Source organism: Nocardia sp. NPDC041819 (assembly GCF_055590505.1).
On the sequence record NZ_JBVJAP010000016.1, the window covers coordinates 35,513 to 50,606 of the forward strand.

Here is a 15,094-nt window from a genome sequence, read left to right on the forward strand (position 1 = left end):
CGCCGTTGAGCTGACCCGCGGTGAACCACCGATCCCGGATGGTCACCGTGCGCCCGCCGGAGCGGAAGCGGGCCGAAGTCGGTCAGGCGGCCGGGATGACGGCGGAGAGCGCGCCGAGCACGGCTGTGCGGCCGATTTGCAAGGCACTGGCGAGCAGCGTGGTGTCGCGGGCGGCGCTGTCCACGTCCGGAGAGCCGACGGGCGGGTGAATCTGGAGCACGGAGTCGCCGAGCTCGGCGAGGGCCCGGTCCTCGAGGTCCTGTTGCCGCGGGCGTTCGAGCCAGGCCCGGTACGCGCCGGGGGCCACGGCGCGTAGATAGCCGCCGCCGATGATCTGGTGCAGGCGCGAGGCGGGCGGGCGCCGTTCGTCCACCCTCCTGGTGCGCAGGACCAAGGCATGGGTGGCGCCCGCGCGGACCGCGGTGCGGATCGGCACGGTCTCGGAGAGGCCGCCGTCGAAGTAGGCCGAACTGCCCAGGGCGACCGGCGGCCCGGCCAGAATGGGCAGGCCCGCCGACGCGCGCAGCGCACGCATGAGCGTCCGTTTGTCGGTGATTTGTGGATGCAGATCGACCGCCTGCCCGGTGCGGATATCGGTGGCGATCGGATGGAAGGTCGTGGAGTTGGCCAGGATCGCGTCGAAATCCATCGGTTCGACGCCGTCGTACACCTGGTGCACGAGATACCGCAGGTCGAACGCCGGACGTCCGCGCAGGAGCCGAGCCGGGTCGACGGCGCGGCGCATGATCTCCGGATCGGTCCAGGAGCGCATGCCGGGGATCGCGCGCCCGCACAGCAGCCAGGCACCGTTGATCGCGCCCGCCGACGTGCCGTACACGGCGTCGAATACCCCGGCGAGCCCGAGTTCCTCGAGCGCCGACACCATGCCGCTGGAGTACACGCCCCGGCTGCCGCCGCCCTCTATCACCAGCACCAGGCGGTGACCGTCGGCGCGGCCGGCCGTGGCGCGCCGCGCGCGGATCACCTCCGCGACGGGGGAGAGGCTTGTCGAGCTGGTCACCGCAACACGATACGACACCTCGGTGTGCGTTTCGGGTCCAGCGGAGGCAGCTCGCGTAACGGCGGAAGGACCGCCGCGTGAACAGCGAAGCGGGCGCGGAACCTCGTGGTCCCGCGCCCGCTCCGTGACGTTGTTACTTGATCTCTGCGAGAACCGTGCCCTGAGTGATCGCCGCGCCCGTCTCGACGGACAGTCCGGTGACCACACCCGCCTTGTGGGCGTTGACCGGGTTCTCCATCTTCATGGCCTCGAGCACCACGATCAGATCGCCCGCCTCGACCGACTGGCCCTCTTCCACCGCGACCTTGACGACGGTGCCCTGCATCGGAGCGGTGACCGCGTCACCGGAGGCCGCGCCGCCGCCCGCGCCGCCACGCTTGCGCGGCTTGGGCTTCTTGCGGATCACACCGGCGCCGTTGCCTGCCGCACCGGCCGCACCGGCGCCGACGGTGAAGTTGCCCGGCAGCGACACCTCGACCCGGCGGCCGCCGACCTCGACGACGACCTTCTGACGCGGCTGGTCCTCATCCTCGTCGGCCGGGGCGCCCGCACCGGTGAACGGCTCGACGGTGTTGACCCACTCGTTTTCGATCCACTTGGTGTAGACGTCGAACTTCTCGCCGTCACCGATGAACGCCGGGTCCTCGACGATCGCCCGGTGGAACGGGATGACCGTGGCCAGGCCGTCGACCTCGAACTCGGCCAGGGCGCGCCGCGCGCGCTCCAGTGCCTGCGTGCGGTTCTCGCCGGTGACGATCAGCTTGGCCAGCATCGAGTCGAACTGTCCGCCGATCACGCTGCCGGCCACCACGCCGGAGTCCACGCGCACGCCGGGGCCCGACGGCTCGGAGTACACGGTCACCGGGCCGGGAGCGGGCAGGAAGCCGCGGCCCGCGTCCTCGCCGTTGATGCGGAACTCGAAGGCGTGGCCGCGCGGCGTCGGGTCCTCGGTGATCTCCAGCTTCTCGCCGTTGGCGATGCGGAACTGCTGGCGCACCAGGTCGATGCCCGCGGTCTCCTCGGTGACCGGGTGCTCGACCTGCAGCCGGGTGTTCACCTCGAGGAAGGAGACGGTCTCGCCCTGCACCAGGTACTCGACGGTGCCCGCGCCGTAGTAGCCGGCTTCCTTGCAGATGGCCTTGGCCGAGGCGTGGATCTTCGCGCGGACCTCGTCGGACAGGAACGGCGCCGGGGCCTCCTCGACGAGCTTCTGGAAGCGCCGCTGCAGCGAGCAGTCGCGGGTGCCCGCGACGATGACGTTGCCGTGCTTGTCGGCGATGACCTGCGCCTCGACGTGGCGGGCCTTGTCCAGGTACTGCTCGACGAAGCACTCACCACGGCCGAAGGCGGCGGTGGCCTCGCGGACGGCCGAGTCGTACAGTTCCGGGATCTCCTCGATGGAGTGCGCGACCTTCATGCCGCGGCCGCCACCACCGAAGGCCGCCTTGATCGCGACCGGCACACCGTACTTCTTCGCGAACTCGACGACCTCGGTCGCGTCCTTGACCGGGTCCTTGGTGCCCGCGGCCATCGGCGCCTTCGCGCGCTCGGCGATGTGCCGCGCGGTGACCTTGTCGCCCAGGTCGCGAATGGACTGCGGGGAGGGGCCGATCCAGATCAACCCGGCGTCGATGACGGCCTGGGCGAAGTCGGCGTTCTCGGAGAGGAAGCCGTAACCGGGGTGGATGGCGTCGGCGCCGGACTTGGCGGCGGCGTCGAGGATCTTGTCGAACACGAGGTACGACTCGGCCGAGGTCTGGCCGCCCAGGGCGAAGGCCTCGTCCGCGAGCTTGACGAACGGGGCATCCGCGTCCGGCTCTGCGTAGACCGCGACGCTGCCGATGCCGGCGTCCTTGGCCGCCCGGATCACGCGCACGGCGATCTCGCCTCGGTTAGCTACGAGTACCTTTGTGATCCGCGCGCTGGCATGGCTGGGCACTGAGCCTCCTGTGTGCATTCTTCTGGTCGCTTCGCCGGGGGTGGGGTCGCTGTGCAGCCTCCGCTCCCATAATCGACTTGTTTACGTCTCGGGCGAGTGTAGGCAGTCTGCCAACAGACGCCGAACTCGGCTAGCCCTACTCAACAGTAGGTCGCGGATCACAACGTACGCTGTCGCTGTTTGGGACCGCACCCGACTCACCTGCTCCTGGTGCGCCGAGAACCGCCGCGTACTGGCACTTCGCCCGGGTCGTCCCCCTTGGCGATCGGCATCCGCACCGAGTTCCCCCACTCGGTCCAGGAGCCGTCGTAGTTGCGTACTCCGTCGCGCCCGAGCAGGTAGGTCAGGACGAACCAGCTGTGGCTGGATCGCGCGCCGACTCGACTGTAGACGATCACCTCGTCCTGGTCGGCCGACGCGCGGTAGACCTCCTCGAGTTCGGCACGCGAGCGGAAACTCCCGTCGGCGGCGAGCGCCTCGGTCCACGGGATGTTCGAGGCGCTGGGAATGTGGCCGCCGCGCATCGCCGCGTCCTCGGGATCGGCCGCGTCGAGCACGCGCGTGCCGGAGTATTCCTCGGCCGAGCGCACGTCGATCACCGGTTTGCCGAGATGGGCGAGCACGTTCTCGCGGAACGCGCGGAAGGTGCTGTCGTCCCGGCGCGCGGCCGGGTAGGCGCTGCGCACCGGATAGCCGGGTTCGAACGTCGTGTCGCGCCCCTCGGAGATCCAGGCCGCGCGTCCGCCGTCGAGCAGGCGCACGTCCTCGTGCCCGAACAGCGTGAACACCCATGCCGTGTGCGCCGCTTGGGTGTTTCCACGATCCCCGTAGATCACGACTGTGTCGTCACGATCGATCCCTTTGGCGCGCATCAGTTCGGTGAAGCGGGTTCCGTCGATATAGTCGCGCGTGACCGGATCGTTCAGATCGCTTCGCCAATCCAGTTTGGTGGCGCCCGGAACGTGCCCGATGTCGTACAGCAGCGTGTCCTCGTTGGCCTCGATGATCTCGAGTCCCCGCGCGCCTATGTTTGCCGACAGCCACTCCGTGGTTACTAGTCGGTGAGGGTGTGCGTAGGAACCGAGTGAGGGATGAGGGTCCGGAGCGACGGGCACGGTGTTTGGGTCCTTCAGGCATGGGTGGACGGCGGTGGCAGCGGTTCGAGGCCTCACAGCGATGGTAGGTGTGAGGCGACAGTGACTCTCGTTTCAGATCACAAATCGGATGAGGGCCGAATAAAGGGCACCTACATCCGATAAAGTCTCCCGGGAGGAGGGGTGAGCTATGTCCGATTCTTGGCCGCGGCGGCGACTGCTCGCGATCCTACGTGGCGCCAGCGAGCCTCTCGACGCCCAGGAACTGGCCAGAATCACCGGACAGCACGTCACCACGGTCCGGTTTCATCTCGATGTGCTCACCAGGGAATCCCTCGTCCGGCAGTTCCAGCAGCCGCCGCGCGGACGTGGGCGGCCGCGTATCGGATACAGCGCGGTGCAGCGATCGGTGGGTTATCAGGACCTGGCGCAGGTGCTCGCCGATCAGCTCGGCCCGGACGCGCGGCGCAGATCCGAGGCCGCGATCGCGGCGGGCCGCGCCTGGGGCAGCAGACTCGACGTGGGTGACCATCGGGTGGAGTCGCTGGAGGACGCCAAGGACCTCACGATGACGTTGATGTCGGAACTGGGCTTCGCGCCCGAGCGCGACCCGTCCTCGGAGACCGAGGGCAAGGTGCTGATCCGTCTGACGGCGTGCCCGCTGCGCGAACTGGCGCGGACGCACTCCGAGGTGGTGTGCGGCGTACACCTCGGCCTGCTCGAAGAGGTGATCGACCGGGGCGGCGCGCACGGGACGATCGACGTGCGGATGCACCCGTTCGTGGAACCGGAGCTGTGTGTGGCCCGGCTCGAACTCATCGCGGCACAGCGCGCCGAGGCCAAGGAGGCGGCGCCGCCGGTATCCCCGGGCGGGGACGCCGAGGCGTTCCCCGCGCCGTCAGGCCGTGTGGCCCCACAGCTGCGTAACGCTGACCCCAACATCGCCAAGCAGTCGGCGCAGCAGTGGTAGCCCGATGCCGATGACGCTGGACGGGTCGCCGTCGATGCGATCGACGAACCAGCCGCCCAGCCCGTCGAGGGTGAACGCGCCCGCTACCTCGAGCGGCTCACCGGTCGCGATGTAGGCGTCCAGCTCGTCCGGCTCCGGCTTGGCGAAGTGCACGGTGGTGCTGCTGCAATCGACCGCCTCGGCGGTGATCCGGCCATCCCGCATCCGCACCACGCAGTGACCGGTGACCAGGTCCGCGCTGCGCCCGGCCATGTCGCCCCACCGCGCGCGTGCGACCTCAGCGGTGTGCGGCTTGCCCTGCAACTCGCCGTCGACGAGCAGCATCGAATCGCAGGCCACCACAACGCAGTCGGCGGCCAGCTCCGGAATGTCCGCGGCCACGGCGGCCGCTTTGGCGCGCGCCAGTTCCACCACGATCGCGCGTGGTGGCGTGTCCTCGGGGAGGGCGGCGGCGACCGCGTCCTCGTCCACGGCGGAGACCCGGACGATCGGGTCGATACCCGCCGAGCGGAGAACCTCCCGGCGGGCCGGGGACGCGGAAGCCAGGATCAGCCGCGTCACCCGCGCAAGTGGGACAGCTGCGGGAAGGCGTACGGGGAGAACGGCGAAGAGCCGCGATGCATCAGCGTCGGGTGGCCCCACATATCGGGCGGCCCGGCGGGGCCGGTGGGCGCGGCGCTGTTCGCCACGGCGGACAGCACGCACACCAGCGCGGCGAGTTCTTCGTCGCTCGGCGAGCCCTTCACGACACGGAAGAACGGCTCAGCGGTGGCCTCGGCGGATAGCGCTGCCGCGTCGGAGCCGGTGGAGGCACCGGTCTCGTCTGCGATCGGGTCGACTGTGAGATCCAGTTCGACGGCGCTCAACACATCTTCTTCTGCCACGGTCGTCACAGTGCCAGGTCCTCTCTTCGCCTCTATCAGCGGACTGATCAGGCTATTCCCGTTTTCCGACTAGCTACGGATGAAACATTCGTCCTCGGATGCACTCATTGCCTCTCTGCAACAAGCCGGTACACGCCAGAGTAAGTGTTACCGAGGCCGATGCCACCCTTTGTGCGCGGCCTATCGAGCGTATCGCTCGATCACAGCGGGATGTTGCCGTGTTTCTTCGGCGGAAGGGTCACCATCTTGCGTTCGAGCAGTCGCAGCGCGGACACGATCTGGCCGCGCGTATGCGACGGCGGGATCACCGCGTCCACGTAACCGCGCTCGGCGGCGACGTACGGGTTCACGAGCGTGTCCTCGTACTCGTTCTGAAGCTCGAGCCGCAGCGCATCGACGTCTCCGCCCTCTTTGGCGGCCTGCTGCAGCTGCTTGCGGTAGACGAATCCGACGGCGCCGGACGCGCCCATGACGGCGATCTGGGCGGTCGGCCAGGCGAGGTTCACATCGGCGCCCATGTGCTTGGAACCCATGACGTCGTAGGCGCCGCCGTAGGCCTTGCGGGTGATGATCGTGATTTTGCCCACAGTGGCCTCGCCGTAGGCGTAGAGCAGCTTCGCGCCCCGCCGGATGATGCCGTTGTATTCCTGTCCGGTACCGGGCAGGAAGCCGGGCACGTCGACCAGGGTGATGATCGGGATGTTGAACGCGTCGCAGGTGCGCACGAAGCGCGCGGCCTTCTCCGAGGCGTCGATGTCCAGGCAGCCCGCGAACTGGGTGGGCTGGTTGGCCACGATGCCGACGCTGCGGCCGTCGATCCGGCCGAAGCCGACGATGATGTTCATCGCGCGCTCGGCCTGCACCTCGAGGAACTCGTCGTCGTCGAGCAGACGCCGGATCACCTCGTGCATGTCGTAGGGCTGGTTCGGCGAGTCCGGGATGATCGTGTCCAGCTCGAGGTCCTCGTCGGTGAGCGAGTCCTCGATCGCGCCGTCGATCGGGTCGGTGGCCGGGAACCGCGGCGCCTCGGCGCGGTTGTTGCTCGGCAGGTAGGACAGCAGGTCCTTGACGTAGTCCAGCGCGTCCTGTTCGCCGGAGGCGACGTAGTGCGCGACGCCGGACTTGGTCATGTGCGTGTGCGCGCCGCCCAGGTCCTCCATGGTGACGTCCTCACCGGTGACCGTCTTGATGACGTCCGGGCCGGTGACGAACATCTGGCTGGTGCCGTCGACCATGACGACGAAGTCGGTCAGCGCCGGGGAGTACACGTGGCCACCGGCGGCCGGGCCCATGATCAGCGAGATCTGCGGGATCACGCCCGAGGCCTGGATGTTGCGGTGGAAGATCTCGCCGTAGAGACCGAGCGAGACCACGCCCTCCTGGATGCGGGCGCCCGCGCCCTCGTTGATGCCGATCAGCGGGCGGCCGGTCTTCAGCGCCAGATCCATCACCTTGACGATCTTCTCGCCGTAGACCTCGCCGAGGCTGCCGCCGAACACCGTGACGTCCTGGCTGAAGATGCAGACGTCGCGGCCGTCGATGGTGCCGTAACCGGTCACCACGCCGTCGCCGAGCGGGCGGTTGTTCTCCAGGCCGAAGTTCACGCTGCGGTGGCGGGCCAAGGCGTCGAGCTCGACGAAGGACCCTTCGTCCAGCAGTGCGAGGATGCGCTCGCGGGCGGTCATCTTGCCCTTCGCGTGCACCTTGTCGACCGCGGCCTCACCCATCGGGTGCTTGGCCTCTTCCAGCCGATTCCGCAGGTCAGCCAGCTTCCCGGCGGTGGTGTGGATATCGGGGGAGCCCGCCGGACCTGATGCGGGCTGCTGCTGGACACTCGTCATGGCATCGGAGTGTAACCAGTACCAGCGTTTACTTTCTAACCAAGACCGGGCTACCGGTGAGTAGAAAACCGCAGCTAGATCAATTTTCCCAGGCAAACTTCCTGGTCGGTAGCAGAGTCCGGAAGGCGGAAAATGAGTATCGCCGACCGGTCCTGTCCCCCTAGCCTGAGGGCGACGGATTTCCGAGCGGGGGAGGAGCGCGTCATGTGGGAATGGGGTAGAGCTCGCGCGGAGTAGGCGGCCGAGACGGCGTGGACACGGACCACCGAGGAGGCGCCGAAGTACGGCGAGCCCGAGGTGTGGGCCGAGGCGGCCGAAGGCGAGCGGGAGGACGGCGACGGGATGGGCGCGGCGGCGCGCGACCCGATCGTCTCCTCGTATGACCTGGTCGGGTAGCGCCTGGCACGACGAGTAGCCTGCCGGTGTGCAGAGGCCACCGTTGGATGCAGAGCAGTTGCGGCGCAGTGCCGTCGAGTCGCCCGAGCTGTCGTTCTTCACGCGGATCGATGTGGTCGAGTCGACCGGGTCCACGAACGCGGATCTGATCGCGCGGGCGGCCGATCCGGCCGCCGACCGCGTGGTGCTGCTGGCGGAGACCCAGGTGCAGGGTCGCGGCAGGCACGCGCGCACCTGGGTCAGCCCGCCGCGAGCGCAGCTGGCGATGTCGCTGCTGGTGCGGTTGCCCGGGATCGGCCCGGCCTCGCTCGCCTGGCTGGCACTGCTGACCGGCGTGGCCGTGGTCGACGCGCTGCGGGTCTCGGCGGACGTGCCCGCGGAACTCAAATGGCCCAACGACGTGCTGATCGAGGGCCGCAAGGTGGCGGGCATCCTGGCCGAGGTCGCGGCGAGCGCGGAGGGCGGCGCGCCCGCCGTGGTGATCGGGCTCGGACTCAACGTGAGCCTGACCGAAGAGGAACTGCCGGTGCCGCACGCCACCTCGCTCACCATCGCCGGCGCGCGGCAGACCGATCGCACGGTGCTCGTGCGATCCCTGCTGACCGAGTTCGCCCGCCGCTTCACCGCGTGGCGCGACGCGGACTGGGCGATCGACGAACTGGCCGCCGCCTATCGCGAGCGGTGCGCCACGATCGGCGCCGAGGTCCGTGCCGAGCTGCCCGGGGACCGGACGCTGACCGGCGTCGCCGAGGGCGTCGACGAGTACGGCCGCCTGCTCATCGGCGGGCAAGCGGTATCCGCCGGCGACGTCACGCATCTGCGCGCCCAGTACTGAGCGCCGGACCGCCCGGCGGCGCGGCGGCCCCCGCGCCGCCGGCAACGCGCGGCGGCGTGCCCTCAGACGCGCTGGGCGACGCCGCGCGAGGCATCCCGGGCGAGGGCGCGATCGCGCTGCTCCTCGAACTTGATCACGTCCTTGCTCAGCTTCTCCAGGAACGTGCCGAGTTCGTCCCGGGCCTGCTCGCCGCGCGGCCCGTAATCGGAGCGCTCGAAGACGTTCCACTGCTTGAGCACCGGCTGGAGCACCTCCTCCAGATGCTGGCGCAGATCGTAGATGCCGTGCTTGGCCATCAGCACGCCGTAGCGGCGGAAGTTGGGCATCCCGGCGCCGGGCATCAGGAAATTCCGCACGATCCTGGTGATCGCGGGCAGCGCTTGGTCGGGGACCAGGTCCAGCGCCGCGCCGCACAGCGAGCGGTAGAAGATCATGTGCAGGTTCTCGTCGGCGGAGATGCGCTGGAGCAGGCGGTCGGCCACGGCGTCGTTGCACGCCTTGCCCGTATTGCGGTGGGACACACGGGTGGCCAGTTCCTGGAAGGTGACGTACGCGACGCTCGCCAGGAATCCGCCCCACCCTTCTGGTGACTGGACGCCGTTGCTCATATGGATCATCCGGGACTCTTCCAGGGCGACCGGATCGACCGCGCGGGTGACGACCAAGTAGTCCCGCATGGCGATGCCATGGCGATTCTCCTCGGCGGTCCACCGGTCGACCCAGGTTCCCCACGGACCGTCCTCGGAGAAGTTCTGCGCGATCTCCCGGTGATAGGAGGGCAAATTGTCCTCGGTGAGCAGATTGGTGATCATGGCGACCCGGGCGACCTCGCTGAGGTGCGATTGCTCCGGTTCCCAGTCGACGCCGCCCAGTGCGGCGAAATTACGGCCCTGGCTCCACGGCACGTAATCGTGGGGGTTCCAGTCTTTCGCCATGGACAGGTGCCGATTGACATTCTCTTCGGCGACGGGCTCGAGTTCGGCCAGGATTTGCAGCGGGGTCAGGTCTTTGGTCACGCGTTCCTCCACGGTCTGAATCGACGATGATGGTGAGCCGGGCGTTGCGCGATACAGAGAGCCACTGCGCGGAATAGTCACACGCAGGGTGCCGATTGTGCAGCATGACGCGCTGCGGTGTCAGCCGTTCCGGCATCTTCAGGCGGTAGTGTTCCTGACATGGGTTATCCGGAGGATGTGCTGGCGCCCGAGGAACAGCTGCTGCTGCATCGCCACCCGCATTGGAAAATGCTCTTCTGGCCGATCGTGACGCTCATCGTGGCCACCGCGCTCGCCGGTTTCGCAGGGGGACTCGTCTCGCAGAAGGCCACGGGCACCACCGCCTCGGTCCTGCTCGTCACGGTGCTCGTGGTGTATCTGGCGATCCTGCTATGGCGTTGTGCCGCACCGGTTATCCGATGGAAGTCGACGCATTTCATCATCACCGACCGGCGGGTGCTGGTGCGGCAGGGCGTGCTCACCCACAGCGGCATCGACATCCCGATGAGCCGGATCTCCAGCGTGCAATTCCGGCACGGACTCTTCGATCGGCTTCTCGGCACCGGGACGCTGATCATCGAGTCGTCTTCCTCGGAGCCGCTGGAATACGACGACATCCCGTCGGTCCAGCAGGTGCACGCGCTGCTGTACCACCAGGTGTTCGAGGTCGAACGCCATCGCGACGGCCGCGACGAGCGCCGCGACGACCGTCGCAGCTACCGGTGAGCCCGTAACCTGGGCGTATGACCGCTGTACTGCTGGCCGAGGACGACGACGCCATCGCGGCCCCGCTGTCACGCGCGCTCGGCCGCGAGGGCTACTCGGTGACCGTCGAGAGTTTCGGCCCGGCCGTGCTGCAACGAGCCCTGGAAGGCGGCCATGACCTGCTCATCCTCGATCTCGGCCTGCCGGGTATGGACGGGTTGGAGGTATGCCGTCAGGTGCGCGCTCGCGGCGCGGATCTGGCCGTGCTGATGCTCACCGCGCGCACCGACGAGGTGGATTTCGTGGTGGGGCTGGACGCGGGCGCCGACGACTACGTCGGCAAGCCGTTCCGCCTCGCCGAGCTGCTGGCCCGGGTGCGAGCGTTGTTGCGGCGCAGCGGAATCGGCGACGACACGGTCGAGGTCGGGGGGATCCGCCTGGAGCCGGCGGCGCGGCGAGTGCTGGTCAACGGAGTGGAAATCGGTTTGGCCAACAAGGAATACGAGTTGCTCAAGGTGCTGATCGACCGGGCGGGTCAGGTGGTGGCGCGCGAGACCATCCTGCGCGAGGTGTGGGGCGACGCGGAGCTGCGCGGTTCCAAGACGTTGGACATGCACATGTCCTGGTTGCGCCGCAAGATCGGCGACGAGGGCCCCATGGCCGAACGGCGCATCGTCACCGTGCGCGGGGTCGGCTTCCGGCTGAACACCGACTGACGTGCGCCGCCGGATCCTGCGTTCCATGCTCACCGTGCTGACCCTCACCACGGTGGTGCTCGGCGTGCCGCTGATCTACACGGCGTGGTTGTGGGTGGAGGACATCACGCGCAACGACCTGCAGAACCGGCTGGACCGGATCGCCGCGGAGATCATCGCGCAGGAGCGCGACGGCACCGTGCCCGGCGAGCTGGACGTCCGGTCGGTGGCGCCGCTGGTGCCGGAGAACGGGAAGCTCACCATCGTCTATCCGTCGCAGCAGGACAACGCCTCGCGGCGCGACATCGGGGTGGCCCAGGTGCCCGACCCGCTGGTCGAGTCGCTGTCCATGGGCAAGTCCGCGTCGCTGCGCCTGGAGGTGCCCTCGGCGCCGATGCACGCCATGCAGCGCCAGGCGGTCGCGGTGGTCGCGCTGGCGGTGCTCGCCTCGCTCGGCGCGGCGGTCTCGGTCGCGGTGGTCACCGCGCGGCGGGTCGCCGATCCGCTGCGGGACGTCGCGGCGCGCGCGGCGCGGCTGGCGATGGGCGATTTCCGCCCCGATCCGCGCAGGCACGGCATCGCGGAACTGGACCGCGTCTCCGACGTGCTCGACTCGGCGACGGTGGAGATCGCCGGACGGCTCCAGCGCGAACACGCCCTGGTGGCGGATGTCTCACATCAGCTGCGCAGCAGGCTGACCGCGGTGCGGCTGCGCCTCGACGAGCTGTCCGCCCATCCCGATCCGGAAGTGGTGCACGAGGCCGAGGAGGCGATGGCGCAGGTCGACCGCCTCACCGACGCGATCGACGATCTGGTCCGCGCCTCCAGGGACGAGGACGCGGCCGATCGCGATCCGGTGCCGGTGATGGACGAGTTGCGCGGTGTGGTCGCCGAATGGACCCACCCGTTCACCGAGACGGGCCGGACGCTGACGCTCACCGGCGACGAGTCGCTGCGCGCCCCGATCACGGGTTCGCGGCTGCGCGAGGCGGTCGCGGTGCTGGTGGACAACGCGCTCATGCACGGCGGTGGGACCTGCACGGTGTCGGTGCGCTCGGTGCGGCCGGGGGTCGGCCGTGAGCCGCTGGTGTGCGTCGAGGTCGCCGACGAGGGGCACGGCGTTCGCGACGAGTTGGCGCCGCACATCTTCGACCGGGGCTTCTCCGCGGGCGGTTCCACCGGAGTCGGCCTCGCGCTGGCGCGGGCGTTGGTCGAGGCGGACGGCGGACGCCTGGAATTGCAACGGCGCAGGCCCGCGCTGTTCGCGGTGTTCCTCGGGGCCTCGAAGGCCCGTCCGGCGAACGCGGTGGTGGCCGAGCCGCGCTGACTCAGCCGCGGCCGAGTTCCTCTTCCACGAGGTCGACGAACTCCGCTTCGAGCTCTTGCATCTCGTCCGGGAAGACCCAGCGGCGCATCGACCAGAAGCGGAAGGCCATCTGCAGCAGATTGCCGATGATGAAGGCGCTGATGAAGTCGGCGATGTTCTCGACCGTGAAGCTCACGTTGGGCTGGCGCAGATCGAAGACGTAGCTCGAGATCCACAGCGGGGTGAAGGCCAGGACCACGCCGACGCCGCTGACGGCGAAGAACAGCAGCGCCTCGTGATGGCGTTCGCGCCCGCCGCGATTCTTGAACGACCATTCCCGGTTCAGGATGTAGGACGCGATCACGGCGATGACGCCGGAAATGATCTTGGCCGTGACCGGTTTCTCCGCGAGTACCGTCCACTTGAGTCCGTAGAAGATGCCGCTGTCGATCACGAACGTGGTCGCCCCGACGATCGCGAATTTGATCAACTCCCGATGCCGGTACGCGATATCTTGCAGCGGCTTGGGAAGGACGCTGACCACGTCTTCGACGAATGACACAAGACCGGAGTGTACCGGTACCGACCATTCGAGCCGGCCATGACAATATTGTCCGACGTGAGCGCACGTTCCTTCGATCCATCGGCAATGCCCACCGTCACCATGATCGGTGGCGGACAGCTGGCGCGCATGACGCATCAGGCGGCGATCGCGCTGGGCCAGCGGCTTCGCGTACTCGCCGAGAACCCCGAGGACCCGGCTGCCCAGGTGAGTCCCGAGGTGGTGCTCGGCAGCCACACCGACCTGGGCGCACTGCGCAAGGCGGCGGTCGGGTCGCACGCGCTGACCTTCGACCACGAGCACGTGCCGACCGAGCACCTGGAGGCGCTGGTCGCCGAGGGCGTCAACGTGCAGCCGCCGCCGCAGGCGCTGGTCTACGCGCAGGACAAGCTGGCGATGCGCACCAAGCTGAGTGGGCTCGGGCTGCCCGTGCCCGCGTTCACGCCGGTGACCTCGGTCTCCGACGCGGTGCGCTTCGGCGACGAGCACGGCTGGCGGATCGTGCTGAAGGCGGTGCGCGGCGGTTACGACGGACGCGGCGTGTGGATGCCCGAGTCCGCAGACGAGGCCGCGGCGATCGTCACCGACCAGCTCGCGTACGGCGCCCAACTGCTGGCGGAGGCGAGGATCGACCTGAAGCGCGAGCTGTCGGCGATGGTGGCCCGTTCGCCGTTCGGGCAGGCGGCGACCTGGCCGGTGGTGGAGACCGTGCAGCGCAAGGGTCAGTGCGCGGTCGTCATCGCGCCCGCGCCCGACCTGCCGGAGGACACGGCCGCCGCGGCGGAGACGATGGCGTTGAACCTCGCGAAGGAACTCGGCGTCGTCGGCGTCATGGCGGTGGAGCTGTTCGAGACCACCGACGGCGACCTGCTGGTGAACGAGCTGGCCATGCGTCCGCACAACTCCGGGCACTGGGGGATGGACGGCGCCCGCACCGGGCAGTTCGAACAGCATCTGCGCGCTGTGCTCGACTACCCGCTCGGCGACACCGCGCCGCTGGCGCCGGTGACCGTGATGGCCAACATCCTCGGCGCGCCGCAGGCCCCGGAGATGTCGATGGACGAGCGGCTGCACCACCTGTTCGCCCGGCTCCCGGAGGCGAAGGTGCACCTTTACGGGAAGGGCGAGCGTCCCGACCGCAAGATCGGGCACGTCAACATCCTCGGCGACGACGTGGCCGAGGTTCGGGAGAAGGCCGAGCGGGCGGCGCACTGGATGTCGCACGCGATCTGGACCGACGGATGGGATCCGCATGAGTGAAGAAGTGGCCATCGGCCCGGCTGTCGGCCTGATCATGGGCAGCGACTCCGACTGGCCGACGATGGAGGCCGCCGCGGAGGCGTTGGCGGAATTCGGGATCCGCTTCGAGGTGGGCGTCGTCTCGGCGCACCGCACTCCGCAGCGCATGCTCGACTACGCGCGTGACGCCGCCGGTCGAGGGTTGAAGGTCATCATCGCCGGTGCGGGCGGCGCGGCCCACCTGCCCGGCATGGTCGCCTCCGCCACGCCGCTGCCGGTGATCGGCGTGCCGGTCCCGCTGAAGTACCTCGACGGCATGGACTCGCTGCTGTCCATCGTGCAGATGCCCGCGGGCGTGCCCGTCGCCACCGTCTCCATCGGTGGCGCCCGCAACGCCGGCCTGCTCGCCGCCCGCATCCTCGCCGCCCACGACCCGGCCCTGCGCACCCGGATGGAGCAGTTCCAGGCCGGACTCGAGCAGATGGTGCTGGAAAAGGACGACGCACTGCGCACGAAGCTCTTGGGTTGAGCGCCTCGGTCACCGGGCGGGACGACAGAGGGCGCCAGGCCGCGACACGTTCGCCATGTCTGCCGCCTGTCGCGTGGTGAGTC

The 15,094-nt window shown here is 68.9% G+C and carries 15 protein-coding genes; 7 read left to right on the top strand and 8 right to left on the bottom strand.

Features of this window, described 5'->3' with window-relative positions; all coding sequences use genetic code 11:
- Window positions 1–82: 82 nt before the first annotated feature.
- From ACZ6DL_RS31745 to ACZ6DL_RS31755, 3 genes are all read right to left on the bottom strand, one after another.
- Entirely contained in the window at window positions 83–1,021 is a 939-nt protein-coding gene (locus tag ACZ6DL_RS31745) for a patatin-like phospholipase family protein (RefSeq protein WP_466056635.1), read from the bottom strand.
- Window positions 1,022–1,154: 133 nt separating this feature from the next.
- On the bottom strand, window positions 1,155–2,960 hold the full coding sequence (locus ACZ6DL_RS31750) for an acetyl/propionyl/methylcrotonyl-CoA carboxylase subunit alpha (RefSeq protein ID WP_466056637.1): 1,806 nt from the start codon (window positions 2,958–2,960) through the stop codon (window positions 1,155–1,157).
- A 197-nt stretch (window positions 2,961–3,157) separates the two neighbouring features.
- On the bottom strand, window positions 3,158–4,075 hold the full coding sequence (locus tag ACZ6DL_RS31755; RefSeq protein ID WP_466056639.1) for a sulfurtransferase: 918 nt from the start codon (window positions 4,073–4,075) through the stop codon (window positions 3,158–3,160).
- Window positions 4,076–4,244: 169 nt separating this feature from the next.
- On the opposite strand from ACZ6DL_RS31755, the gene ACZ6DL_RS31760 reads away from it, so the two are divergent.
- Window positions 4,245–5,024 carry a helix-turn-helix transcriptional regulator gene (locus tag ACZ6DL_RS31760; protein WP_466056641.1) on the top strand — a complete coding sequence of 260 codons (780 nt, stop codon included), beginning with the start codon at window positions 4,245–4,247 and terminating at the stop codon, window positions 5,022–5,024.
- Here ACZ6DL_RS31760 and ACZ6DL_RS31765 read toward each other — a convergent pair.
- The 3 genes from ACZ6DL_RS31765 to ACZ6DL_RS31775 form a co-directional block, all read right to left on the bottom strand.
- On the bottom strand, window positions 4,953–5,585 hold the full coding sequence (locus tag ACZ6DL_RS31765) for a nucleoside triphosphate pyrophosphatase (protein ID WP_466056643.1): 633 nt from the start codon (window positions 5,583–5,585) through the stop codon (window positions 4,953–4,955). The genes ACZ6DL_RS31760 and ACZ6DL_RS31765 overlap by 72 nt on opposite strands.
- A complete protein-coding gene (locus ACZ6DL_RS31770) occupies window positions 5,582–5,908 on the bottom strand; it encodes an acyl-CoA carboxylase subunit epsilon (protein ID WP_435825873.1) in 327 nt (108 codons plus the stop codon). Before ACZ6DL_RS31770 ends, ACZ6DL_RS31765 begins: the two co-directional genes overlap by 4 nt.
- A 200-nt stretch (window positions 5,909–6,108) precedes the next feature.
- Window positions 6,109–7,749, bottom strand: a complete 1,641-nt coding sequence (locus tag ACZ6DL_RS31775; RefSeq protein ID WP_040865078.1) for an acyl-CoA carboxylase subunit beta — start codon at window positions 7,747–7,749, stop codon at window positions 6,109–6,111.
- A 424-nt stretch (window positions 7,750–8,173) separates the two neighbouring features.
- On the opposite strand from ACZ6DL_RS31775, the gene ACZ6DL_RS31780 reads away from it, so the two are divergent.
- Window positions 8,174–8,980, top strand: coding sequence for a biotin--[acetyl-CoA-carboxylase] ligase (locus tag ACZ6DL_RS31780; RefSeq protein ID WP_466056645.1), 807 nt, complete (start codon window positions 8,174–8,176; stop codon window positions 8,978–8,980).
- 62 nt (window positions 8,981–9,042) lie between these two features.
- On the opposite strand, the gene ACZ6DL_RS31785 is transcribed toward ACZ6DL_RS31780, so the two are convergent.
- The gene (locus ACZ6DL_RS31785; protein WP_466056647.1) at window positions 9,043–9,996 is read right to left on the bottom strand and encodes an acyl-ACP desaturase; all 954 of its coding nucleotides are present in this window, start codon (window positions 9,994–9,996) and stop codon (window positions 9,043–9,045) included.
- Window positions 9,997–10,155: 159 nt separating this feature from the next.
- On the opposite strand from ACZ6DL_RS31785, the gene ACZ6DL_RS31790 reads away from it, so the two are divergent.
- From ACZ6DL_RS31790 to ACZ6DL_RS31800, 3 genes are read left to right on the top strand one after another with little or no spacing between them, the layout of a single operon-like run.
- A complete protein-coding gene (locus tag ACZ6DL_RS31790; protein ID WP_466056649.1) occupies window positions 10,156–10,701 on the top strand; it encodes a PH domain-containing protein in 546 nt (181 codons plus the stop codon).
- 17 nt (window positions 10,702–10,718) lie between these two features.
- The gene (locus ACZ6DL_RS31795) at window positions 10,719–11,396 is read left to right on the top strand and encodes a response regulator transcription factor (RefSeq protein ID WP_040865082.1); all 678 of its coding nucleotides are present in this window, start codon (window positions 10,719–10,721) and stop codon (window positions 11,394–11,396) included.
- Between the two features lies 1 nt (window position 11,397).
- Window positions 11,398–12,702, top strand: a complete 1,305-nt coding sequence (locus ACZ6DL_RS31800) for a sensor histidine kinase (RefSeq protein WP_466056651.1) — start codon at window positions 11,398–11,400, stop codon at window positions 12,700–12,702.
- Window position 12,703: 1 nt separating this feature from the next.
- On the opposite strand, the gene ACZ6DL_RS31805 is transcribed toward ACZ6DL_RS31800, so the two are convergent.
- A complete protein-coding gene (locus tag ACZ6DL_RS31805) occupies window positions 12,704–13,243 on the bottom strand; it encodes a GtrA family protein (RefSeq protein ID WP_466056653.1) in 540 nt (179 codons plus the stop codon).
- Between the two features lie 39 nt (window positions 13,244–13,282).
- Between ACZ6DL_RS31805 and ACZ6DL_RS31810 the strand changes: the two genes are divergently transcribed.
- Window positions 13,283–14,503 carry a 5-(carboxyamino)imidazole ribonucleotide synthase gene (locus ACZ6DL_RS31810; protein ID WP_466056655.1) on the top strand — a complete coding sequence of 407 codons (1,221 nt, stop codon included), beginning with the start codon at window positions 13,283–13,285 and terminating at the stop codon, window positions 14,501–14,503.
- A complete protein-coding gene (gene purE, locus ACZ6DL_RS31815) occupies window positions 14,496–15,011 on the top strand; it encodes a 5-(carboxyamino)imidazole ribonucleotide mutase (protein WP_466056657.1) in 516 nt (171 codons plus the stop codon). The genes ACZ6DL_RS31810 and purE overlap by 8 nt, the downstream gene beginning before the upstream one ends.
- Window positions 15,012–15,094: the final 83 nt, after the last annotated feature.

Coding starts and splice junctions, on each gene's coding strand:
- ACZ6DL_RS31775 (WP_040865078.1), bottom strand. CDS start 7,749: ATGACGAGTGTCCAGCAGCAGCCCGCATCAGGTCCGGCGGGCTCCCCC.
- ACZ6DL_RS31795 (WP_040865082.1), top strand. CDS start 10,719: ATGACCGCTGTACTGCTGGCCGAGGACGACGACGCCATCGCGGCCCCG.
- ACZ6DL_RS31760 (WP_466056641.1), top strand. CDS start 4,245: ATGTCCGATTCTTGGCCGCGGCGGCGACTGCTCGCGATCCTACGTGGC.
- ACZ6DL_RS31810 (WP_466056655.1), top strand. CDS start 13,283: ATGACAATATTGTCCGACGTGAGCGCACGTTCCTTCGATCCATCGGCA.
- ACZ6DL_RS31790 (WP_466056649.1), top strand. CDS start 10,156: ATGGGTTATCCGGAGGATGTGCTGGCGCCCGAGGAACAGCTGCTGCTG.
- purE (WP_466056657.1), top strand. CDS start 14,496: ATGAGTGAAGAAGTGGCCATCGGCCCGGCTGTCGGCCTGATCATGGGC.